At 66.7% G+C, this 21279-nt stretch carries 22 protein-coding genes; 14 read left to right on the top strand and 8 right to left on the bottom strand.

What is annotated here, in order from left to right; all coding sequences use genetic code 11:
- Nucleotides 1–7: 7 nt before the first annotated feature.
- The 6 genes from trpB (at nt 8) to HMPREF3151_RS09910 (ending at nt 4307) form a co-directional block, all read left to right on the top strand.
- Nucleotides 8–1204, top strand: coding sequence for a tryptophan synthase subunit beta (gene trpB / locus HMPREF3151_RS09935; protein ID WP_070475442.1), 1197 nt, complete (start codon nt 8–10; stop codon nt 1202–1204).
- Nucleotides 1205–2020, top strand: a complete 816-nt coding sequence (trpA, locus tag HMPREF3151_RS09930) for a tryptophan synthase subunit alpha (protein ID WP_070475440.1) — start codon at nt 1205–1207, stop codon at nt 2018–2020.
- Nucleotides 2017–2382, top strand: a complete 366-nt coding sequence (locus HMPREF3151_RS09925) for a Rieske (2Fe-2S) protein (RefSeq protein ID WP_083290298.1) — start codon at nt 2017–2019, stop codon at nt 2380–2382. Before trpA ends, HMPREF3151_RS09925 begins: the two co-directional genes overlap by 4 nt.
- Nucleotides 2383–3324: a bile acid:sodium symporter family protein gene (locus HMPREF3151_RS09920; RefSeq protein WP_070475435.1), complete on the top strand. Its 942-nt coding sequence runs from the start codon at nt 2383–2385 to the stop codon at nt 3322–3324.
- 9 nt (nt 3325–3333) lie between these two features.
- Nucleotides 3334–3636 carry a hypothetical protein gene (locus tag HMPREF3151_RS09915; RefSeq protein ID WP_070475434.1) on the top strand — a complete coding sequence of 101 codons (303 nt, stop codon included), beginning with the start codon at nt 3334–3336 and terminating at the stop codon, nt 3634–3636.
- Nucleotides 3637–3698: 62 nt separating this feature from the next.
- On the top strand, nt 3699–4307 hold the full coding sequence (locus tag HMPREF3151_RS09910; RefSeq protein ID WP_070475431.1) for a hypothetical protein: 609 nt from the start codon (nt 3699–3701) through the stop codon (nt 4305–4307).
- 54 nt (nt 4308–4361) lie between these two features.
- Here the strand turns inward: HMPREF3151_RS09910 and HMPREF3151_RS09905 are convergent, their stop codons facing one another.
- Nucleotides 4362–4616, bottom strand: a complete 255-nt coding sequence (locus tag HMPREF3151_RS09905) for a hypothetical protein (RefSeq protein WP_070475430.1) — start codon at nt 4614–4616, stop codon at nt 4362–4364.
- 273 nt (nt 4617–4889) lie between these two features.
- On the opposite strand from HMPREF3151_RS09905, the gene HMPREF3151_RS09900 reads away from it, so the two are divergent.
- A complete protein-coding gene (locus tag HMPREF3151_RS09900) occupies nt 4890–6149 on the top strand; it encodes an HNH endonuclease signature motif containing protein (RefSeq protein ID WP_070475427.1) in 1260 nt (419 codons plus the stop codon).
- Nucleotides 6150–6155: 6 nt separating this feature from the next.
- Here HMPREF3151_RS09900 and HMPREF3151_RS09895 read toward each other — a convergent pair whose 3' ends face one another.
- The 6 genes from HMPREF3151_RS09895 to HMPREF3151_RS09870 form a co-directional block, all read right to left on the bottom strand.
- Nucleotides 6156–6584, bottom strand: coding sequence for a hypothetical protein (locus HMPREF3151_RS09895; RefSeq protein ID WP_070475425.1), 429 nt, complete (start codon nt 6582–6584; stop codon nt 6156–6158).
- A gap of 205 nt (nt 6585–6789) precedes the next feature.
- Complete coding sequence (locus tag HMPREF3151_RS09890) at nt 6790–7239, bottom strand: hypothetical protein (RefSeq protein ID WP_070475422.1); 450 nt, start codon at nt 7237–7239, stop codon at nt 6790–6792.
- A 121-nt stretch (nt 7240–7360) separates the two neighbouring features.
- Complete coding sequence (locus tag HMPREF3151_RS09885; protein WP_070475420.1) at nt 7361–7723, bottom strand: branched-chain amino acid transporter permease; 363 nt, start codon at nt 7721–7723, stop codon at nt 7361–7363.
- Nucleotides 7720–8379 carry an AzlC family ABC transporter permease gene (locus tag HMPREF3151_RS09880; protein ID WP_070475418.1) on the bottom strand — a complete coding sequence of 220 codons (660 nt, stop codon included), beginning with the start codon at nt 8377–8379 and terminating at the stop codon, nt 7720–7722. The genes HMPREF3151_RS09885 and HMPREF3151_RS09880 overlap by 4 nt, the downstream gene beginning before the upstream one ends.
- Before the next feature lie 50 nt (nt 8380–8429).
- Nucleotides 8430–9035, bottom strand: coding sequence for a YqgE/AlgH family protein (locus tag HMPREF3151_RS09875; protein WP_070475417.1), 606 nt, complete (start codon nt 9033–9035; stop codon nt 8430–8432).
- Complete coding sequence (locus HMPREF3151_RS09870) at nt 9028–10449, bottom strand: CCA tRNA nucleotidyltransferase (RefSeq protein WP_371441217.1); 1422 nt, start codon at nt 10447–10449, stop codon at nt 9028–9030. Before HMPREF3151_RS09870 ends, HMPREF3151_RS09875 begins: the two co-directional genes overlap by 8 nt.
- Here HMPREF3151_RS09870 and HMPREF3151_RS12195 point away from each other — a divergent pair.
- From HMPREF3151_RS12195 to HMPREF3151_RS09835, 7 genes are all read left to right on the top strand, one after another.
- Nucleotides 10417–11316 carry an NUDIX hydrolase gene (locus tag HMPREF3151_RS12195; RefSeq protein ID WP_246815252.1) on the top strand — a complete coding sequence of 300 codons (900 nt, stop codon included), beginning with the start codon at nt 10417–10419 and terminating at the stop codon, nt 11314–11316. The genes HMPREF3151_RS09870 and HMPREF3151_RS12195 overlap by 33 nt on opposite strands.
- Entirely contained in the window at nt 11313–13733 is a 2421-nt protein-coding gene (locus tag HMPREF3151_RS09860; protein ID WP_070475413.1) for a DUF6049 family protein, read from the top strand. The genes HMPREF3151_RS12195 and HMPREF3151_RS09860 overlap by 4 nt, the downstream gene beginning before the upstream one ends.
- Nucleotides 13730–17035, top strand: a complete 3306-nt coding sequence (locus HMPREF3151_RS09855) for a murein biosynthesis integral membrane protein MurJ (RefSeq protein WP_070475411.1) — start codon at nt 13730–13732, stop codon at nt 17033–17035. Before HMPREF3151_RS09860 ends, HMPREF3151_RS09855 begins: the two co-directional genes overlap by 4 nt.
- Nucleotides 17036–17107: 72 nt before the next feature.
- Nucleotides 17108–17671, top strand: coding sequence for a sigma-70 family RNA polymerase sigma factor (locus HMPREF3151_RS09850; protein WP_070475409.1), 564 nt, complete (start codon nt 17108–17110; stop codon nt 17669–17671).
- 11 nt (nt 17672–17682) lie between these two features.
- Nucleotides 17683–18684 (top strand): thioredoxin-disulfide reductase, encoded by a 1002-nt coding sequence (trxB, locus tag HMPREF3151_RS09845; protein ID WP_083290296.1) that lies wholly within the window; start codon nt 17683–17685, stop codon nt 18682–18684.
- 9 nt (nt 18685–18693) lie between these two features.
- On the top strand, nt 18694–19017 hold the full coding sequence (gene trxA, locus HMPREF3151_RS09840; protein WP_070475407.1) for a thioredoxin: 324 nt from the start codon (nt 18694–18696) through the stop codon (nt 19015–19017).
- A 46-nt stretch (nt 19018–19063) separates the two neighbouring features.
- Nucleotides 19064–20242 (top strand): N-acetylmuramoyl-L-alanine amidase, encoded by a 1179-nt coding sequence (locus HMPREF3151_RS09835; protein WP_070475406.1) that lies wholly within the window; start codon nt 19064–19066, stop codon nt 20240–20242.
- Here HMPREF3151_RS09835 and HMPREF3151_RS09830 read toward each other — a convergent pair.
- Nucleotides 20239–21279, bottom strand: a complete 1041-nt coding sequence (locus HMPREF3151_RS09830; protein ID WP_070475403.1) for a ParB/RepB/Spo0J family partition protein — start codon at nt 21277–21279, stop codon at nt 20239–20241. The genes HMPREF3151_RS09835 and HMPREF3151_RS09830 overlap by 4 nt on opposite strands.

Genomic DNA, 21279 nt, shown 5'->3' with positions numbered 1-21279 from the left:
TGACACAATGACCCTGCTCCCTGCGTACTACGGCGAGTTCGGCGGACAGTTCGTCCCCGAATCGCTGATCCCGGCGCTCGACCAGCTCGAGCAAGCCTTCGTCGACGCGTTTAACGACGAGGCGTTCATGGCCGAGTACCGCGGCCTGCTCCGCGACTACCTCGGCAGGCCCACCCCGCTGACCGAGTGCCGCAACCTGCCGCTCGAGGGCAACGCGCGCATCTTCCTCAAGCGCGAGGACCTCGTCCACGGCGGCGCGCACAAGACCAACCAGGTGATCGGCCAGGCGCTACTGGCCAAACAGATGGGCAAAACCCGCATCATCGCGGAGACCGGCGCCGGCCAACACGGCACCGCCACCGCACTCGCCTGCGCGCTGCTCGGGCTGGAGTGCGTGATCTACATGGGCAAAACCGACATGGAACGCCAGGCGCCGAACGTGTACCGCATGCGCCTGATGGGCGCCGAGGTTGTCGGCGTGGAATCCGGCGCGGGCACCCTAAAAGACGCGGTGAACGAGGCGCTGCGCGACTGGACCGCCACCTTCCACGAGTCCCACTACCTCCTCGGCACCGCAGCCGGGCCGCACCCGTTCCCGAAGATTGTCAAGGAGTTCCACCGCGTGATCTCCACCGAGGCCCGCGCCCAGATCCTCGAGCGCACAGAGCGGCTACCGGACGTGGTGGTCGCCTGCGTCGGCGGCGGCTCCAACGCGATTGGCACTTTCGCGGACTTCATCGACGACGACGGCGTCGAGCTCATCGGCGCCGAGCCCGGGGGAGAGGGCTTTGGCCTCGGCGCCCACGGCGCCGCCATCGCCCAGGGCACGACCGGCCTGCTCCACGGCACGTACTCGTACCTGATGTGCGACGGCGACGGCCAGGTGGAGGAGTCCTACTCCATCTCCGCCGGACTGGACTACCCGGGCGTCGGCCCGGAGCACGCCCACCTGGCCAAGTCCGGCCGCGCTTCCTACGTGCCCGTCACCGACGACGAGGCCCTCGACGCCTTCCAGGCCCTGTCCCGCCACGAAGGCATCATCCCCGCGCTCGAGTCCTCCCACGCCCTCGGCTACGCCCTGAAGCGCGCCGCCGAGCACCCGTCTAATGCCGAACCGCTGCACATCCTGGTTACCCTGTCCGGCCGCGGTGACAAGGACATCGCCCACGTGCGAGCAACGCTTGAAGAGAAGAAGGAGAAGTAAATGAGCCGCTACGAGAAACTCTTCACCGCCGGCAATGGCGCGTTCGTGCCCTTCATCATGCTCTCTGACCCAAACCCGGAGGACGCGGTGGAAATCGTCTCCGCCGTCGTCGACGCCGGCGCGGACGCCGTGGAGCTCGGCGTTCCGTTCTCCGACCCCGTCGCGGACGGCCCAGCTATCCAGGGTGCGCATGTGAGGGCGTTGGCGGGCGGAGCGAGCGTCGATAAGGCGCTTGCGCAAATCCGCACCATCCGCGAGCGCTACCCGGACCTGCCGATCGGCATGCTGGTGTACGGCAACGTCGCGCACGCGCGCGGCCTCAAGCGCTTCTACCGCGAGTTCAAGGAGGCGGGTGCGGACAGCATTTTGCTTCCCGACGTCCCCGTGCGCGAGTCCGCCCCCTTCAGCGCAGCCGCCACAGCGGCCGGCATCAACCCGATCTACATCGCCCCGGCGAAGGCCTCGGAAGCCACGCTCGAGGCGGTGGCCACGAACTCGCGGGGCTACATCTACGCCATCTCCCGCGACGGCGTGACTGGCGCGGACAAGGAGGCGACGGTGGAGGGCCTGCGCGAGGTCGTCGATAATGTGCGCAAGCTCGGCGGGCCGCCGGTGCTGCTGGGCTTCGGCATCTCGAAGCCGGAGCACGTGCGCGACGCGATCGCCGCGGGGGCCGCGGGCGCGATCACCGGATCGGCGATCACGAACATCATCGACAAGCACATCGACGGCAACCGCGTGACCGACATGGACGCGCTGAAAACCGCGCTGACCGAGTACGTCGGGGCCATGAAGGGCGCTACGATCGCATCATGACCTGTTCACGACGCATGTTCCTGCTCGGCACCGCAACTACGTTTGCCGGTGCGTTCCTCGCCGCCTGCGGAGAGGAGGCCCCCGAAGAAGTTGCCAAGACCGACGTTCCCGTCGGCTCCGCGGTGATCCTGGACAAGTTCATCATCGCCCAGCCCACCGCTGGCACCTACGTGGCGTACTCCAGCGTGTGCCCGCACCAGCAGAAGAAGATCACCAAGGTTGAGGGCGACACCGTCAAGTGCACCGCCCACGGCTCGGTATTCAGCATCGCCGACGGCGCCCGCGTCTCAGGCCCGGCCGTCACCGGCATGCGCGAGGTCCCCGTGACCGACGCCGGCGACAACATCTCCGTTTCCGAGTAGATGAAGAAGCTCGACCCGCTTCTCGTCGGCATCGTTCTCGCGGCGGCACTCGCGTTCGTGCTGCCCGCCCAGGGCGCGTTCGCGGACGGGTTCGCCGTCGCGGTGAAGCTGGGCATCGCGCTGCTGTTCTTCCTCTACGGCGCGCGCCTGTCCACCCAGGAGGCGCTGAAAGGCCTGACCAACTGGCGCCTGCACGCGCTGATCCTGGCGTTCACGTTCGTCATCTATCCGGTGATCGGCCTCCTCGCGCGGCCCACCACGGCGTTTATGTCGGAGGAGCTGTACCAGGGCCTGCTGTTCATGTCGCTGGTGCCGTCCACCGTGCAGTCCTCGGTGGCGCTCACCGGCGTGGCGCGCGGCAACGTCTCGGGCGCGGTGGTGGCGGCGTCGGTGTCCTCGCTCGTCGGCGTTGTGGCCACGCCGCTTTTGGTGATGTGGCTGATGGGCGCCGGCGACGGGGTGTCCGTGGACGCCTCCGTGTTCGGCGACATCGCCCTACAGCTTCTCCTCCCGTTCATCCTGGGCCAGCTGGCGCACAACTTCATCCCGCGGGTGGGGGAGCTGGCCAAGTCGAAGGCGACCAAGCTCGTGGACCGCGGCTCCATCTGGATGGTGGTCTACTCCGCGTTCTCCCGCGGCGTCGTCTCTGGCGTCTGGTCCAACGTCTCCGCGTGGGAGATCGTGTTCCTCACGGTGTTCTCGTGCGTGCTGGTCGTCGCTATGCTGTGGCTCAGCCGCATCCTCCCGAAGGCGCTACGTTTCCCGCGCGAGGATCGCGTCGCCATCCAGATGTGCGGCACCCAGAAGTCGCTCGCGACCGGCCTGCCCATGGCCACCGTGATCTTCGGCGGCGCCTCGCTCGGCGTGCTGATCATCCCGCTGATGATCTACCACATGTGCCAACTGGTCATCTGCTCCGCGTACGCCTCCCGAATTTCCTAGGAGTTTCACGTGAAACATTTCGTCCGCATCCACTACAACGTCCCCGAACTCGGCGGCGAGTTGCTCAATATCGCCGAGCTCGAGGAGATCTCAGCCCACGAGTGCACCATGATCCGCATGATCGAGCTCGACCCGGCCGAGACCATCACGGGCATCTACGTCGACGGCCGAGTCATCGGCCAGGCGAACCAACCCATGGGCACCGTTCCGCACCCACGCACCTACGACTCCATGGAGGGCATCACCGCCACCCACCTCAGCGAGGAGGAGTTCGAGGGCCTCTGGTCCGAGGCTCAAGCAAAGTTGCAATAGCCTATCGACGTCCCTCCGGTTTTCCACGCCCGCCCCACCCGGCGGGCGCTTATTCTTGGCCCATGGACGGATTCTTCGACACCATCATTGAGTTGCTCCAGCGGTACATTGGCCAGCCGATCTTGTTTGTCATGGAGAAGTACGTCGGACTCTTCGAGAGCATCTTCGGCCCTCCAGGCTTCATGCTCGCATTCGCTTTGCCAATCGCGGCCGGGTTCGCCCTCATCTTCGCCCTGAAACCTGGCCAGGCCTTCATCTGGTTCCGCCGCGACCTCATCGACGGCATGGCCGTGGCCGTCCGGATCCGCTACAACCCCGACTGGCGCAGCGAGGGATCCGAGCACAGGGACACCTACGACTGGCGCCACAACTCAGTGATCATCGAGGTTCCGACCCCCAGCGGACCCCGCCGCTACATCGACAAGCCGGTGGAGCAGAAGAATCTCGCGCCGAAAGTTCGCCGACAGGTATACAAGCGCGCACTCCACGAAATTCGCTACAACCTGAACGTCAGCGACACGGTAGAGGAGCGCAACATCAACCAGGCGATCCGCGAGGACTACTACGACTTCCCGCTCCGTGATCCGGTTCCCGTCAGACTCATTCCGCCGAAGCAGGAGGAGGGGCGCATCTGGTTCCGGGTGGTTGAGAAGAACAGCTTGAAAAATTAAATAGTTGGTGCGGGCCCAGTTGTCCGCAATGCGGAGTCGTAGGGGACATGCCCATCAGACAAACGGACCGGACAACAACGCCACCGCGAGAGTGATCGGCCAGGCAAGCAGGGTAAGAACAGACAATATCCCCAGCAGGGGGCGCTTTTCACGCACCGCGATAACAAACCCCAAAACAGTTACGGCGATCAAGCCAGCCCAATAAAGCCATTGGCCCCACATGGGAACGTGGTCACCCATAAACGGTGTTGCGATCCAAACCGCCACAAAAATCGCGTAGATATACGCGGTGCGGTGACCTTTCCCCATGTTCAGGCGCCTCCTTGTACCCCTCGTTGTCGCATCACAATAGTTGGTGCAGGCCCAGTTGTCCGCAATGCGGAGTTGCGGAGCGGGCTGAGGCGGAGCTGACGTCGATAAGCAATTGCCAATAGTTGGTGCAGGCCCAGTTGTCCGCAATGCGGAGTTGCGGGCGAGTTATAGCAATCGCTATAAACTGCATTTCCGCAGGTCAGAGAAATGTCGGGGGTAAGTTTTATAATGTCCGCAATCGAACTCGCATTCGCCTCAAGGGGGCCCGACATGACCGCCGCAGTTGCCACAGAACCCAACCCCATCGCCGTCGCATTAAGCCAGCAAATCGAAGACTCTCACCGCGCAATGACCCAAAGCAAAGCGGAGCTGTTGTCCGCAATCCAGACGTTCGACGAGCTCGCACTCGCTATCGAATGTGGCTCCACGACCACCGCGCACTTCCTCATGCGCCGCCTGGGCGTGTCATCCTCAACCGCCCACGAGTACGTCAGCGTCGCGCACCGCCTGCGGCCCTTCCGTTACCTACACAAACACTTCACTGCCGCTGCACTGAGCTACTCGGTGGTGCGGCTGCTGTTGAAGTACATGACGCCCGAAAATGAGCGTGAGCTGGTGGATCTCGCCCTCGGGATGGGTTACCACGAGCTCGAATGCGCGCTGGCGGGGAAGAAGCCGCAGGACGGGGAGGGCGACGACAGCCCCCAGTATTACCTGAGCCTGCACAAGCGCGAGAACGGAGATATCGCGTTCCACGGCAATATGAACGCCACGGACGGCGCCGCTTTCGTCGCCGCGCTGAAAATCGGCGAAATCGCCTACTGCAACCTCGACGAGGTGCTCGAGGACCTTGACCCAGAGGTCAACGGGGAAATCGACATCGCCCTCGAGCGCGCCGAGGAGGTGGAGGAGAACCGCCCCGCGCGCAAAACGGTTTCCGGCTATGGGCTGCCTATTGGACGCATGCTGCTGCGGGCGCTGATGGGCATCGTCCACATGGCCCGCACGACGCCACGAAACACGCTGACCACGCCGGGTGCGCACGTGAACATTCTGGCCACTCCGGACGGTCGCGGGTATATGCCCAACAACGTGGGCGCGCCGTCGAAAGCCATTGCAAGCTTGCTGGCTAATGCGGACATACGCCTATCGACGGTCAACTCCGACGGCCTCATCCTCAACACCGGACGCAAACAGCGCCTGGCAACGAACGGGCAGGTCAACGCGCTGCTGACGATGTGGGGCGGGCAGTGCGCGGCACCGGGGTGCACGCACACGCGCTTCATCGAGATCCACCACATCGAAGACTGGGCCAGCGGCGGTCTCACCGACCTGGAGAATCTCCTGCCGCTGTGCTCCGCCTGCCACTCCCTGGTTACGGAGGGGTATCTGCAGACGTTGAAGGAGCATTCAGACATCCACTTCGTCTACCGCGACGGGACGCGCTTCGTGTCCACGAACTACTCCCTGCCGCAGCGCAACGACACCATGCGGACCATGGAGGAGTGCAACTGGTCCTTCAACGACTAGTGAGGCCTAGAAGAACTGCTCAACGGCCGGCACACCCGGGACACCCGGGATCTTGCCCGCTGCGGCTGCGGCGGCGCCAACGAGTGCCAAGACGCCTGCGGCGATGCCGGTGCCAACGAGGATGTCGTAGGTGGTGCCGAGCTTGTAGCCGCGTGCAACATCGTTCTTCAGGGAGGACTTTGCGCTCTTCGGCACCAGGTTCTTCTCAGACGAGCTCTTGTACGGGCCCGAGTAGCCGGAACCTTCGTTGCGGAGCTCACGGGCCTCGGCCTGCACCTTGGCGACAGCGAGGTGGGCATCGGTGACGTCGGAGGCGCGATCCGGGCTCACGATGTCGGAAAGGTCCTTCTGGTTGCCCTCCTCAGCCTGTGCCGGGACGGCCGCCAAGGACAGGGCGGTGGTTGCGGCCAGGGCAGCTGCGGTAATGCGCTTCATTGGAAACTCCTTCGTGCGAATCTGACGTTAAACAACCCGGAATCGGGTAGGCGCCAGTAAAACACATGTTTCCGCAGGTATTCAAACGTTTTGAAAAGTGTAACGCTGGGAAGGTCGGTGACGATATACACCTCTTCGGAAACGCGGAAACTCCCCTCCCGAGCAGGGGGAGAGGAGTTCGGATTCTGGATCTAAGCGCTGAAGCTTAGAACGGGAGCTGCACACCCGGGATCACGCCTGCGTATGCAGCGCCGCCCAGAGCAGCAAGGAGGACAGCAGCAATACCCGTGCCGAGAAGAATCTCGAAGGTGGTACCGAGCTTGTAGCCATTGTTCGCGTCGTTCTTCAGGGAGCTGTTCAGCACGCCCTTAGAAGCGTCATTGAACTTGTTGGTGTTGTTCTTCTCGTCGCGCTCCACCATGTCACGCACGGAGGAAGTGAGGCCCTGGTTGTTCGTCAGATCCGCCTTGTTGAGACCCTCGACGAGGCCAGCAGCGACAGCGTAGCCAGCAAGCTCAGTATCGGTCACAGCAGAGGACCCACCCGGCTTGTTCAGCCCTCGCAGGTAGGCGACGTCATCGGCTGCCTGTGCCGGAGCGACAGCGAGGGACATTGCGGTGGCTGCGGCCAGGGCAGCTGCGGTAAAGCGCTTCATGGGGATCTCCTAGGTAGAAGCTTACAGAATGGTGCCAGTTACCTGACTACCGTCATTGAAGCACATCTTTCGCAGGGACCCGGATTTCTATTCACCTGTAGCTAAACCCGAAACACACAAGTTAAAAAACCACGTTCACCAGCAACATGTAGAGCGCGGTGCCGGCGAAAATCGACACGTCGGCGCGACGCTTCCACCAGTGCAGCAGCAGGGTGGCCACCAGGGCGGTGAGCGCGGATGCGAGGTGGGCGGGGGAGCCGGCGTGGCCGACGAGGGTGTAGGCGACCAGCACTGTCATCACGCCGACGGGCATGAGCACGGCGAGGAACTCGATGAACGGGCTGCCCTTGAGCACGCGCAGCATGGAGAAAGGGAGTGCGCGCAGCAGCACGGTGACGATGCCGACGGGGATGAGCACCGCGGCCACCATGGGCAGCGAGACGCCGTCGGGAAGGCCGTAGTTGGCCATGGTCGACACGGTCATGGCAGCCGCCAGGTCAGCTTGTCGTCGATACGCGGCGCCCAGAAGCGTAGCAGGAGGACGAGGAAGTAGGACACGAGCGCCACGATGATCACTTGACCCGGCAGCACCACGGCGGCAGCCAGAGCGAGGCCGCCAGCGATCAGGGGCGCGGAGAGGTCGCGGCTGGCCTGGAACGCCTCGAACGCCAGCACGGCGAACAGTGCGGTCAGCGCGAAGTCGAAGCCCTCCACGCCCTCGGGGATGACGGCACCCGCCAGGGCACCGACGATGCCGGAGGCGATCCATGCGATCTGGCAGACCACGGAGATCGTCAGCAGGCGCGCGTCTGAAGGGCGGCCGCGAAGGGTGGAGGTGATGGCGTAGACCTCGTCGGTGAGCGCGTAGGTGGCGTAGGCGGACGGCGCTCCCCGGCGGATCTCGGAGCGCGGGTACGTCAGCCCGTAAAACAGGTGGCGGAAGTTCACCATGAAACCGGTGATCGCGCTGGTCACGGGGCCGACGCCGGTGATCACCATGTCGATGGCCAGAAACTCCATGGATCCGGCGTAGATCACCGTGGAGAAAATTGGGGTCCACCACCAGGCGAAACCGGATTGGGTCATCAGTAAGCAGAACGCCAGGCCGAGAGGGATCAGGCCGAGCGCGACGAGCCACATGTCGCGAAGCCCCAGCCGAATTTCGGCGGATGTTTCACGTGAAACAGCCACTAGTTGTCCTCGAGGTTCGCAGGGAAAGTGGCGAAGAGCGGCAAAGGCATTGCTTGTCGACGCATCACGTCACCCCACAGATCCGCACCCGCGGGAGCGACGACGTCGCTGGGCAGGGCGGGGGTGACAAACCAGTCGCCGCGCAGGATCTCGTCGTCAAGTTGGCCCGGCGCCCACTCGGCGTAGCCGGCAAAGATGCGGACGCCGTCGAGCTCAGAGGCGAGCTCGACGGGGGAGGCGTTCAGGTCCACTAGCACGAGGCGGTTTGCCAGACGGTTGAGGTAGGGGTTCTCGGGCGCGCCGGCCGCAGTCACGCCCAAACCCACCGCAGACTGGGGGCTGACAGGCCCGCCGATGTGCACGGCCTGCGGCTTGGCGGCCAATTCGGCCCAGCCCGCGTCCATCACGTTGGCGACCGCGACCTCGCTGCGGCGGTTCAGCACCACGCCGAGGGTGTGGTCCGCGTCGTGCTCCAGCACCAGCACCACGGTGCGGGCGAACTCGAGGGAGAACATGCCGGGCGCGGAGACGAGCAGCATGCCCGGCTCTGGTTCAACCCGCTCCAGTGCGTTGAACAGGCGGTCTGCGTAAAAATACTCAGGCATTTTCCCTCTCCCACCAGGCTTTCAGCTCTGCGACGGCTTCGTCGTGGTCCAGTTCGCCGCGCTCCAGGCGCAGCTCCTTGAGATACTTCCATGCCTTGCCCACCTCCGGGCCGGGTTCAAGCCCCAGGATCTGCATGATCTCGTTGCCGTCCAGGTCCGGGCGCACGCGCGCGAGGTCCTCCTTCGCGGCGATATCGGCGATGCGCTCCTCCAGGTGGTCGTAGGTGCGCTGCAGGCGCGCGGCCTTCTTGGCGTTGCGGGTGGTGGAGTCGGCGCGCACGAGTTTGTGCAGCTTGGGCAGTAGTTCGCCGGCATCGGTGACGTAGCGGCGCACGGCGGAGTCGGTCCACTGGCCCTCGCCGAAGCCGTGGAAGCGCATGTGCAAGAACACGAGCTGGCCCACATCCGAGATGACGTGCTTCGGGTACTTCAGGGCCTTTAGGCGCTTGCGGGTCATCTTCGCGCCGACCACCTCGTGGTGGTGGAAGGTCACGCCGCCGCCTTCCTTGGGCGCGCGGGTGGCGGGTTTGCCGATGTCGTGCATCAGCGCCGCCCAGCGCAGCTTCAGGTCCGGGCCCTCGTCCTCGAGTTCGGTGGCCTGGCGCAGCACGGTCAGGGAGTGGCGGTAGACGTCCTTGTGCTGCATGTGCTCGTCGGTCTCCAGCTGCAGCGCGGGGATCTCGGGCAAAATATACCCAGCCAGACCGGTGGACACGAGCAGGTCGATGCCCTCCCAGGGACGCGCGCCGAGCATGAGTTTGTCCAACTCCGCCTGCACGCGCTCGGCGGTGATGCGCTCGATCTCGCCGGCCATGTCGCACATCGCGTTGAACACCCGGTCTGCCACGGTGAAGCCCAACTGGGAGACGAACCGGGCGGCGCGCAGCATGCGCAGGGGATCGTCGCGGAACGACACCTCGGGCTCCTGCGGCGTGTCCAGCACCTGCTGCACCAGGTCCGAAAGCCCGTCGACGGGGTCGTGGAAGGTGGGGGAGAGGCGGAGCTCGTCGTCAAGCGAAAGCTCAATGGCCATGGCGTTGCACGCGAAGTCGCGTCGGATGAGGTCGCCCTCGAGTGTGTCGCCGAAGGTGACCTCGGGGTTGCGCGTCACGCCGTCGTAGAGGTCGGAGCGGAAGGTGGTGATCTCCACGGTTTCGCCGTGGCGGATGGCGGAGACGGTGCCGAACTCGATGCCGGTGTCCCACACTTTCTCGCCCCATTCGTCCAGGATCTCCTGGATCACCTCGGGGCGCGCGGAGGTGGTGAAGTCGAGGTCGTGCACCCCGCGGCCGAGCATCGCGTCGCGCACCGAGCCGCCGACCATATATAAGGTCTCGCCGCGGCCTGCGAACAGTTGCGCGAGGGGCTCAAGCAGAGCAGCATGCTTGACGACGACATCCTGCGCCCTCGCCATCAGCGCAGGGGCGGCAAGCGGGTCGGTCGGGTCTGGCATATCGAAGAGCTTCTGCGTCACCCGGGACACGATACCCGCCACCCCCGCGCGGGAAGTACCACAACCGGCCGAAAGACCGATAGCATGACACGAATGAGTGACAACCAGCGCCCGGTTCCGGGGCCCTCCAACGGCAAGGGGGGCTCCGGCGGCGGTAAGCGCCGGCCGCGGCGCCGGCGCGGGGGCAAACCCGCCGAGCAGCAACAGCAACAGGGAGACAAGCCGAAGCGGAAGCGGAACAACCGCCGCGGGAAGAACTCCCGCGGCGGGCGCAAGCAGCACAATCGTCGCAGGTCGCAGTACCAGAACAGGCATGATTCGTCCATAGAGACGCGCGACGAGACCTCGGCTGGCGGCCTGGTGGTCTCCGGCATGGCTGAGGCCGTGGGCAAGGACGGCAAGGTGGACATGAGCCGCATTTACGTCGCGCTCATCGGGCGCCTGGACCGTCGCGGGCGGCTGCTGTGGTCCATGCCGAAGGGCCACGTGGAAAACGGCGAGCACCAGTGGGTCACCGCGCAGCGCGAGGTGTGGGAGGAAACCGGGATCACCGGCGAGGCCTTCGACACCTTGGGCACGATCGACTACTGGTTCGTCTCCGACGGCGTGCGCATCCACAAGACGGTGCACCACAACCTGCTGCGGTACGTCGACGGCGTGTTCAACGACGAAGACCCGGAGGTCACTGAGGTGGCGTGGGTGCCCATGAGCGACCTGATGGAGCACCTCGCCTACGCCGATGAGCGCAAGCTCGCCCGCATCGCGTACGACCGGATGCCGGATCTGGCCAGGAAGGAAAAGAAGGCCGGAAGGGCAACTCCGCGATGAACCGGTACGCCGCGCTGGCTGCCGTCGTGCTCGCCGCCCCCGCCGTGCCCCTGGCGCCGGATAACCCGGAGGTGACGGAGCAGTGGGCGAACCTGACCGTGCGCCCGTCCGAGGGCGAGCAGGCGAGCGTGGAGGTCCTCGAGGCACCGCACGCCATCTCCGCGCACGATCCGTTTCACGTGAAACTTCGCGTGACCAACCACTCCGACGACCCGCTCGAGGGTTTGAGCGTGGTCCCGCGCCGCGCCTCGGCGGTGGCCTCGGTGATGGAGCAGCGCTACGCCACCATCGCTGGCCCGCAGGAGTATGGGGTGGTGGGGGACGCGCGTGACGTCGATAGGCAATTGGCCCCCGGCGACTCGCTGGAGCTCGAGATGGACTTGGGCCTCGACCTGCCGGATGTGGGCACGTACCCCATCATGCTGCAGCTTCTCGACGCCTCCGGTGCCCCCCTCGACACCGACCGCTTCCATATGGGTGTCAGAGGCGTGCGCGATGACATCCGTGCCGCAGAGCTGACCGCGCTGTACCCGGTGACCGCGCCCGTGGACATCCTGCCCGGCGAGACCGGCGAGGCGCCCGAAACGCAGCCGCTGGTGCTGGCGAACGACTCGCTGGCCGGGCAACTCGCGCCCGAAGGTCGGCTGAGCCAACTGGTGGACCAGTACATCGACGCGGCGCAAACGCCGGAAGTTGGCTACGCCACCTGCGTGGCGCTGGACCCGGCGCTGGTGGACACCGTGGAACGCATGCAACACGGCTACACCGTCGACGACGAACGCCCCGCCGTGGTGGAGGAACCGAAGCGTCTGCGCGACTCCTGGGGAGGGGAGGCCGCCCCCGACGGCGAGCCCGGCACTGGCGCGGAGGACGCGAAGGTGTGGCTGGACAAGGTACGCCACATCGCCGCCACCGGCTGCGTGGTCTCGCTGCCGTGGGCGAACGCGGACTTGAACGCCGTGGCGCGCACCGGCGACAAGTGGCTCATGCGCGAGGCCGTGGAACGCGGGCCGTTCGTGCTGCAGCGCGTACTGGGCACCGCCGGCACGCTCAACACCGTGGTCACGGGCACTGGATACGTCGAGGACGGCACCGCGCCGGCGCTGGGCTGGGCGGACCACTCACGCTCCACCGTCATGGACGAAGGCATGCAGGCCGCGTGGGAGCGCGCGGAGGCGGCCGGCGTGCAGGAAGAGCACGACGGGGCTGAAAGCGCCCTGGAGCGCGCAGACATGGCGGACCTTTCCGGTGCAGCCGCACCCGCGCCGCAGCAGCCCGTGCGCGTGCTGGCCGCCGCGCCAGGCAGGAACTACGGCTGGATCGCGCCCGGTGTGATGACGGTGGGCTACCAGTCCTCCCTGGCCACCGTGCTAGCCGCCACCGGCGTAGACCCAGAGACCACCGGCTTCTCCGAGGAAAACCTGCGCTACAACTACGCCGTGGACTCCAAGGCCGCGCGCGACACCAACGCCGCCGCCGCGGTGCGCCTGGCCACCCAGTCAGCCTGGGTGACGGAAGAGTCCGAGGAGCAGCCGGAGCCGATCCTGGTCGCCCCGCCCACGAACTGGGACGCGGACACCGCCGCCGCAGTGCTGGGCACCGTGGCGGAGCTGGTCACCGGAGCCGCGGCGCACCCCATGGCGTTTGGCACCTACCTCGAAGCGCCGGCCGATGTCGCGCCGGCGAGTGAGCCGGGGGAGCACACGGACCCCACCGCGTTCACCGATGCGGAGGTGCTGCAGGTGACCCAGCAGGCCGGGTTCATCAACGACCTGACCGGGCTGATGGTGCCGGACCCCGGCATTGCGCTGACGCGCTACGGGTTCACCCTGCCGCTGCGCCGGGACCTGCTGCAGGCGCTGTCCATCGGCGAGCGGCGCGCCAAATCGCGCTACAGCGACGCGGTGGAGGCCACCAGCGAGCGCCTCGGCGCCTCCCGCGCCGCGCTGGGGAACCTGCGCTCCGCGGTGGACCTGATCCCGCCGGGCAACGTCTACACCCGCACCTCCAACTCCAGCCCACTCTTGATCGTGGCCCGCAACGGGCTGCCGCTGCCGGTGGAGACTTCCATCAACTTCTCCGGGCCGGCGGACGCCCGCCTGCACGTGCCCGGGGTGCTGCGCATCCCGGCCCGCGGTTCGGTCACGGTGCAGATGACCGCGGACCTGCCGGAAACGTCCCGCAGCACAGACCTGAACCTGTACCTGGCCAGCTCGAACGGGCAGCCGATCTCGCAGCCGGTGGACATCGCCGTGCGCACCACGCGGTTCACGGTGGGGCGCTGGTTGGCCGTCGCAGCGCTGGTGCTGGCTGGGCTGCTGGTGGTGATCGCGCTGCGCGGCGCGCGGGGCAGCCCGCCGAAAGACAGCGACCCAGAACCAGAAGCCAGCAGACGTAAGAATCGGAGAACCAAGTGACGGAACAGGGACTGCGTCGGCGCATTGTCACGCCAGCGCCGCCAGCGCCGGTGCCGGCGCCGCGCGAAACCAAACCGGCGCGCGAGGAGCTCGAGGACGGCGCGCCGGATAAGTCGCTGCTGACCACCAGCCCCAAGGGCGAGACCATCGCCCCGCCGCAGACCGCCGACACGGTAGCGGCAGGCACAGCGGCGGTCGCTGTCGCCGAGCCGCAGGCAGCCGAGGAGGAGCCCGCCGAGGGAGGGGAGAAGGTCGTGCGCGCCACCGGCTCCATGGCCGTGGCAACCCTGATCTCCCGCATCACCGGTTTCATCCGCACCGTACTCATTGGCGCGGCGCTCGGCGAGGTCGTGGCGGCGTCCTTCAACACCGCCAACACGCTTCCCAACCTGATCACGGAGATCGTGCTCGGCTCCGTGCTCACCGCCCTGGTGGTGCCGGTCTTGGTGCGCGCGGAGAAGGAGGACGCGGACCACGGCGCGGCGTTCATCCGCCGCCTGTTCACGCTGACCCTGACGCTGATGACGGTGGTCACCGTCGTCGCCGTGGCGGCAGCGCCGCTGTTGACCAGGATGATGATGGACGAGGACTCCCAAGGCAACCTCGTCCAAACCACCTCGTTCGCGTTCTTGGTGCTGCCGCAGATCTTCTTCTACGGCATGTTCTCCCTGTTCATGGCCATCCTGAACACGAAGGAGCACTTCCGGCCCGGCGCCTGGGCTCCGGTGGCCAACAACGTCGTCTCCATCGCCGTGCTCGTGGCGTACATGGCGCTGCCGGGGCAGCTGAACCCGGCCGCACCGACGTCGATAAGCAATCCGCACGTGCTCCTGCTGGGCCTTGGCACCACGGCTGGTGTGGTGGTGCAGTGCCTGATCATGCTGCCCGCGCTGCGCAAGCTCGGCATCGACCTGCGGCCGCTGTGGGGCATCGACGAGCGCCTCAAGCAGTTCGGCGGCATGGCGCTTGCGATCATCACCTACGTGGCGATCAGCCAGTTCGGCTACGTCATCACCAGCCGCATCGCGTTCGACGCGGACGCGGCGGCGCAGTTTATCTACCAGCAGCACTGGATGCTGCTGCAGATGCCGTACGGCATCATCGGCGTCACACTGCTCACCGCGATCATGCCGCGCATGTCCCGCAACGCCGCGGACGGCGACGACGCTGCCGTGGTGGCGGACCTGACCATGGGCACGAAGCTGACGTTCATCGCGCTGATCCCCATCATCATCTTCATGACGGCGCTGGGCCCCGACATCGCCCACGCCCTGTTCGCCTACGGCTCGTTCAGCCCCCAGGCCGCGCACCTGCTGGGCCTGACCATCTCCGCGTCCTCGTTCACCCTGATCCCGTACGCGCTGGTGATGCTGCACCTGCGCGTGTTCTACGCCCGCGAGGAAGCGTGGACGCCCACGTTCATCATCGCCGGCATCACCGGCACGAAGATCCTGCTGTCCGCGCTCGCGCCGTACATCGCGCAGGACCCCAGCCACGTGGTGGTGCTGCTCGGCGCCGCCAACGGCTTCGGCTTCGTCGCCGGCGCGCTCATCGGCGCGCTGCTTCTGCGCCGCAAGCTGGGCACCCTGCGCTCCAGCGACGTGCTGCGCACCTCCATCTGGGCAGTGGCTGCGGCACTTGTAGGTGTTGCGGTGATCTTCGGTGTGCGCTGGCTGCTTCGCGACGTCGCCGGCCTGCACCTGCCAGAAGCCATCGGACGCCTCATCGGTGCCCCCAGCCTGGGCAACCTGATCGAGGTGGCCATGCTCGGCGTGCTGTTTTTGGTGGTCACCGGCCTGGTGCTGTCCCGCTCCAAGCTGCCCGAGGTGCAGAACCTGGGCCGCGCCCTGCAACGCATCCCGGGCTTAAGCCGCTTCATCCGCCCGGACGAGGACCGTGCGCTCGAGGTGGGCGAGGTGGACCCCCGGGACGTGTCCAACCAGTTCCTCGCCGCCGACACCTTCAACGCCTCCCCGGTGCCGCCACCGATGTCTGCCGGTGTGGTCCGCGGGCCGCGCCTGGTGCCGGGCGCGGGCGTGTCCGACGGTCGCTTCCGCCTGATCCGCGACCACGGCGCCAGCACCGGCGCACGCTTCTGGCAGGCGCGTGAGGTGGCCACCGGCCGCAACGTGGCGCTGACGTTCGTGGACACCACGGGCTCCGCGCCGATGGCCCCGGCCACCCCGCGCGAGGCGGCGCTGAAGGCCGCCGGCGTGGCGCGGCGCACCCGCAAGCTGGCCAAGCTGGAGCTGCCGGCAGTGGCGGAAAACATTGAGATCCTGTCCTACCGCTCCGGCGCCCTGGTGGTGGCGGACTGGGTCGAGGGCTCTTCGGTCAAGGCCGTCGCGGAGTCCGGTCAGACGTTGCACACCGAGGCCGTGGCCAACGCGCTGGCACCCCTGGCCGGCGCGATGGCGGCGGCGCACGAGGCGGAGGTCCCGCTGGGGCTGGACAACCGCCAGCAACTGCGCATCGACCACGAGGGGCACGTCCGTCTGGCGTTCCCGGTGGTGCTCCCGGACGCCACCCCGGCCACGGACGCGGAGTCCTTCGCCTCCGCGCTGACGCTTTTGACCAGCAACGTCAGCTCCGACGACCTGGACGACGTCACCGCCCGCACCCGCGCGCTCGTGGACGCGGACGCGGTGGACCAGGCCGCCTTCCGCGACATCGAGCGCGCCCTGTTTGAGGCGGCGAACCTGCCGGTGCCCAACGAGGACGCGCCGACGGACGAGATCCCGGTGGTGGAGATCTACGAGCCGGTCGAGCCGGTTGTCGAGCACGTGGAGGACCCCGACGAGCTGCGCGGCGGCTTCGGCGGACGCACCATGGGCCCGGTGACCATCGGCCTGCTCACCTTCGCCGCCGTGATCGCGGCGGCGCTGGTGGGCGTGCTCACCACCTACCTGGTGGACTTCGTCTCCGGTGAGAACGTGGTGGACCGCCCGTCGGCCGCGCCCACGACCACCACTCGCGACGCGGACATGCCGGTGGTGATCGGCCCGCTGACCATGGAGGTCCTGGACGACAGCTCCGTGCAGTTCACCCCCGAGGACGGCTCGGCGTTCACGCTTGAGCAAGTGCTTATCGACGCCTCCGGTTCCGCCAACTACACCCTCTACGGCGTGCCAGCAGAGCAGGAGACCGCGCACCCGCCCGTCATCGCAGAGGGCAAGCTGCGGGGCGGCCAGATCAGCGCCGACGTGGAGACCAACGAACCGCTGTTGCGTGTGGTGCTGAAGGTCGCCGGTGAGACGGATGTGAAGAACGTCTCGCTGGTGGGCCACGTGGTTGTCCACTGAAATGCGCACCCGGCCCTGGGCAGGGCCCCTGGGCCGGGGCATAGTGGGGACAACTGAATTTTTGGGGGGACAATGGACTACATCAACGACAGACAGCTGGTGGCGAACTACCTGGGAGGGGACCGGCAGGCCTTCGCGCTCATCGTGCGGCGCCACCGCAAGCGCATGTACTTCGCGGCCCGCAACTTCGCGCGCAACGAGCAAGACGCCCAGGACATCGTCCAAGACGCCCTGTTCAAAGCGGCGCGCAGCATGCACACCTACCGCGGGGAAGCGAAGCTGTCCACGTGGCTGCACCGCATGACCATCAACGCGGCGATAGACCACCAGCGCAAGGACGGCCGCGCCGGCGCGCAGTACAGCTTGGACGACAACGACACCGTCGACATCGACGCGAACAAGTACCTCGCCTACAACCCGATGGAGAACATGGAGCGCACCATGGCCATGCGCCAGGCACTGGCGGTGCTGCCGCAGGCGCAGCGCAAAGCCCTCTGGCTCATCGACGTCGCGGGCATGAGCGTCGGCGACGCCGCGGCCGAACTCGGGGTACAACCGGGCACCGTGAAGTCGCGCCGCTACCGGGCGCGCGAGGCCATCGCCGCGGCGATAGGGGAGGCGGCGCCGGCGCGCTAAGATCTGCAACCATGACTTCCCCCGGCTTCAACTTTGTCACCCCGCAAACTGATGCGGCACCCGCTGCCGCAGCCGCCACCACCAGCACCGACGAGGTGCACGACCTGATCATCGTCGGCTCCGGGCCCTCCGGCTACACCGCCGCCCTCTACGCCGCCCGCGCCGAGCTGAAACCGCTCTTGTTCGAGGGCTACGAGTACGGCGGCGAGCTGATGAACACCACCGAGGTGGAAAACTTCCCCGGCTTCGAAGACGGCATCATGGGCCCGGACCTCATGGCGAACATGCGCGCCCAGGCCGAGAAGTTCGGCGCGGACCTGCGCCAGGAGCTGGTGGATTCCGTGGACTTTTCCGGCGACATCAAGAAGGTCGTCGTGGACGACGAGGTCTTCCAGGCCCGCGCCGTCATCCTCGCCACCGGCGCCGCACCGCGCCACCTGGGCATCCCGGGCGAGGCGGAGCTGACCGGCCGCGGGGTGTCCACCTGCGCGACCTGCGACGGCTTCTTCTTCAAGGACCAGCACATCGCCGTCGTCGGCGGCGGCGACTCCGCCATGGAGGAGGCGACCTTCCTGACCAAGTTCGGCTCCAAGGTCACCCTCATCCACCGCTCGGAGAACTTCCGCGCCTCCAAGATCATGCTCGAGCGCGCCCGGGAGAACGAGAAGATCGAGTTCCTCACCAACACCGTCGTGGACTCCGTGGTGGAGGCAGACGGCAAGGTCGGCGGGCTGAACATCCGCAACGTCGTCACCGGCGAGGAGAGCGTGCTGGACGCCACCGCGCTGTTCGTCGCCATCGGCCACGACCCGCGCTCCGGCTTCCTGGAGGGCCAGGTGGCCGTGGACGAGGGGGGTTACGTTGAGGTGGCGGAGCCGTCGACAAGCACGAGCGTTGAAGGCGTGTTCGCGTGCGGCGACCTGGTGGACAAAACCTACCGCCAAGCCATCACCGCCGCGGGCGCCGGCTGCCGCGCCGCGCTGGACGCACAGCACTACCTGGCGGCGCTGTAGACTGTCGGCATGAACGCACCAGTTGATGTGACCCAAGCAACCTTTAAAAACGAGGTCATCGAGTCGGACACCCCGGTGCTCGTGGACTTCTGGGCGGAGTGGTGCGGCCCCTGCCGCAAGCTCTCCCCGCTGCTCGACGAGATCGCCGACGAGATGGACGGCCAAGTCAAGGTAGCCAAGGTCAACGTGGACAACGAGCGCGCGCTCGGCGCCATGTTCCAGGTCATGTCCATCCCCACCGTCCTGTTGTTCAAGGGCGGCAAGAAGGTCGACGAGTTCGTCGGCCTGCGCCCGAAGTCCGAGATCGTCTCCAAGATTCAGGCGCAGCTCTAGCGGCGCGTAGACTGAACTCCCTGTCCATCCGAATAGAAAGGCCCGCATGCAAGACATTTTGCGCGTTGGCGACTCCAGCACACGGGTCGCCGAGGTCCGGATGTCCTTAGCCCGCCTGGGCCTGATAGACGGCTACGAGGGCGAGATCGACTCCACCCGCCGCTTCACCGAGGGCGAGATGCTTTACGACGACATCCTGTGCGAAGCCGTCAAAGCCTTCCAACAATCCCGCGGCATCGTGCCCACCGGGACCATCGATTCGGCGACGCTGCGTGAACTGCGCGAGGCGTCCTACACCCTCGGCGCACGCGTGCTGAGCTACCAGCCCGGCCAAGAGATGGTCGGCGACGACGTCCGGCAGCTGCAGTCCCAGCTCCACGAGCTGGGGTTCTACCCGCACCGCGTGGACGGCCGGTTCGGGCCGCGCACCTACGAGTCGCTGATGAACTACCAGCTCAACTCCGGTCTGGAGGACGACGGCGTGTGCGGCCCCGACACGCTGCACGCCCTGTCGCTGCTAGGCCGGCGCATCACCGGCGGCTCCGCGCAGGCCATTCGCGAGCGCGAAACCGTGCGCCAGGCCGGCCCCAACCTGACCGGCAAGCGCGTGGTCATCGACCCGGACTTGGGTGGCACCGACCGCGGCCTGGTCGTGGACGGCCCGTACGGCCCCATCACCGAGGAAGAGATCCTGTGGGATTTGGCCCAGCGTATTGAGGGCCGCATGGTCGCCGCCGGCATGGAAACCATCCTGTCTCGCCCGCGCGGCGACAACCCCTCCAACCAGCAGCGCGCCGACCTGGCCAACGGGTTCAAGGCGGACCTGCTCATCTCCCTGCGCCTGGACTCCTACCCGAACGAGAAGGCCAACGGCGTGGCCACCTTCTACTTCGGGTCCGAAAAGGGCAGTTCGTCGCTGACCGGGGAGACGCTGTCCGGCTACATCCAGCGAGAGGTCGCCGCCCGCACCCAGCTGCAGAACTGCCGCAACCACGCCCGCACCTGGGAGATGCTGCGCATGACCCGGATGCCGTCGGTGGAGCTGGTGGCCGGCTACCTGACCAACCCGGGCGACTTGGCCATCCTCACCGACCCCAACGAGCGCGACGCCATCGCCGAAGCCGTCGTGGTGGCGGTGAAGCGCCTCTATCTACTCGACCACGACAACCGGCCCACCGGCACCTACTCCTTCAAGGAGCTGCTGCGGGAGGAAAAGCACGCCTAGTCGGTGCCCTGGATGAGCCCCATGATGCGCTCAAAGTCGTCCTTGTCGCCGAACTCGACCACGATCTTGCCCTTGCGCTTGCCCATGGTCACCGACACCTTGGTGTCCCAAATATCGGCGAGCGAATCGGCGGCGCGGGTGAGGTACTCCGGCTGCGGAGCGGGCTGGCGCTTCGGCTTGTCCGGCACCTTGCCGTTTGAATTGATCAAGGACACGGCCTCTTCCGTCGCGCGGACGGAAAGGCCCTCGGCGATGATGCGGTCGGCGAGTTTGGCTTGGGCGTCGGCGGTGTCGTTGCCCAGCTTGACGCCCAACAGCGCACGGGCGTGACCTGCGGAAAGCACGCCGGCGGCGACGCGCCGTTGCACGCCCACGGGCAGGTTGAGCAGGCGGATTGCGTTGGTGATCACGGGACGCGAGCGGCCCAGGCGGTCGGCGAGCTGCTCCTGGGTCACGCCGAACTCGTCGAGGAGCTGCTGGTAGGCGGCCGCCTCTTCGAGCGGGTTGAGCTGGACGCGGTGGATGTTCTCCAACAGCGCGTCGCGCAGCATGTCCTCGTCGGAGGTTTCGCGCACGATCGCCGGGATCTGCTTCAGGCCGGCCTTGGAGGAGGCACGCCAGCGCCGCTCGCCCATGATCAGCTCGAAGCCCTCAGGCGTGTCGCGCACGACGATGGGCTGGAGCAGGCCGAACTCGCGGATGGAGTGGACCAGCTCGGCCAGCTCGTCCTCGTCGAAGACCTGGCGCGGCTGCTTCGGGTTGGGGATGATCTGGCCGACCGGGATCTCCTGGTAGCGCGCGCCCACCGGCACGGGCTGGATCACCTTGTCGCGCTTGGCGGACACTGTCGGGGCACCCTGGACTTTTTTGGGGGCACCCTTTGGTGCGTCGTCAGGCTTGGGTGCTTGCTTCCCGAAAATCACGTCCGAGGCGCTGCCGCCGATGCCCGGGGTTTTGCCGTTTTTGTCGATGTCCGACGGCGCCGACGGGATGAGCGCCGCCAGTCCGCGGCCGAGGCCGCCCTTGCGTTCTGCCAT

Origin of the sequence: Corynebacterium sp. HMSC05H05, assembly GCF_001807265.1 — a bacterium.
Lineage (GTDB): Bacteria > Actinomycetota > Actinomycetes > Mycobacteriales > Mycobacteriaceae > Corynebacterium.
Note: the sequence above shows the minus strand (reverse complement) of the source record. Positions and strands in the feature narration are given on the sequence as shown.

Coding starts and splice junctions, on each gene's coding strand:
- trpA (WP_070475440.1), top strand. CDS start 1,205: ATGAGCCGCTACGAGAAACTCTTCACCGCCGGCAATGGCGCGTTCGTG.
- HMPREF3151_RS09870 (WP_371441217.1), bottom strand. CDS start 10,449: ATGGCGAGGGCGCAGGATGTCGTCGTCAAGCATGCTGCTCTGCTTGAG.
- HMPREF3151_RS09885 (WP_070475420.1), bottom strand. CDS start 7,723: ATGACCGTGTCGACCATGGCCAACTACGGCCTTCCCGACGGCGTCTCG.
- HMPREF3151_RS09880 (WP_070475418.1), bottom strand. CDS start 8,379: ATGTGGCTCGTCGCGCTCGGCCTGATCCCTCTCGGCCTGGCGTTCTGC.
- HMPREF3151_RS09860 (WP_070475413.1), top strand. CDS start 11,313: ATGAACCGGTACGCCGCGCTGGCTGCCGTCGTGCTCGCCGCCCCCGCC.
- HMPREF3151_RS09900 (WP_070475427.1), top strand. CDS start 4,890: ATGACCGCCGCAGTTGCCACAGAACCCAACCCCATCGCCGTCGCATTA.
- HMPREF3151_RS09875 (WP_070475417.1), bottom strand. CDS start 9,035: ATGCCTGAGTATTTTTACGCAGACCGCCTGTTCAACGCACTGGAGCGG.
- HMPREF3151_RS09830 (WP_070475403.1), bottom strand. CDS start 21,279: ATGGCAGAACGCAAGGGCGGCCTCGGCCGCGGACTGGCGGCGCTCATC.
- HMPREF3151_RS09890 (WP_070475422.1), bottom strand. CDS start 7,239: ATGAAGCGCTTTACCGCAGCTGCCCTGGCCGCAGCCACCGCAATGTCC.
- HMPREF3151_RS09895 (WP_070475425.1), bottom strand. CDS start 6,584: ATGAAGCGCATTACCGCAGCTGCCCTGGCCGCAACCACCGCCCTGTCC.
- HMPREF3151_RS09850 (WP_070475409.1), top strand. CDS start 17,108: ATGGACTACATCAACGACAGACAGCTGGTGGCGAACTACCTGGGAGGG.
- HMPREF3151_RS09905 (WP_070475430.1), bottom strand. CDS start 4,616: ATGGGGAAAGGTCACCGCACCGCGTATATCTACGCGATTTTTGTGGCG.
- HMPREF3151_RS09925 (WP_083290298.1), top strand. CDS start 2,017: ATGACCTGTTCACGACGCATGTTCCTGCTCGGCACCGCAACTACGTTT.
- HMPREF3151_RS09910 (WP_070475431.1), top strand. CDS start 3,699: ATGGACGGATTCTTCGACACCATCATTGAGTTGCTCCAGCGGTACATT.
- trxA (WP_070475407.1), top strand. CDS start 18,694: ATGAACGCACCAGTTGATGTGACCCAAGCAACCTTTAAAAACGAGGTC.
- trpB (WP_070475442.1), top strand. CDS start 8: ATGACCCTGCTCCCTGCGTACTACGGCGAGTTCGGCGGACAGTTCGTC.
- HMPREF3151_RS09920 (WP_070475435.1), top strand. CDS start 2,383: ATGAAGAAGCTCGACCCGCTTCTCGTCGGCATCGTTCTCGCGGCGGCA.
- trxB (WP_083290296.1), top strand. CDS start 17,683: ATGACTTCCCCCGGCTTCAACTTTGTCACCCCGCAAACTGATGCGGCA.
- HMPREF3151_RS12195 (WP_246815252.1), top strand. CDS start 10,417: ATGCTTGACGACGACATCCTGCGCCCTCGCCATCAGCGCAGGGGCGGC.
- HMPREF3151_RS09835 (WP_070475406.1), top strand. CDS start 19,064: ATGCAAGACATTTTGCGCGTTGGCGACTCCAGCACACGGGTCGCCGAG.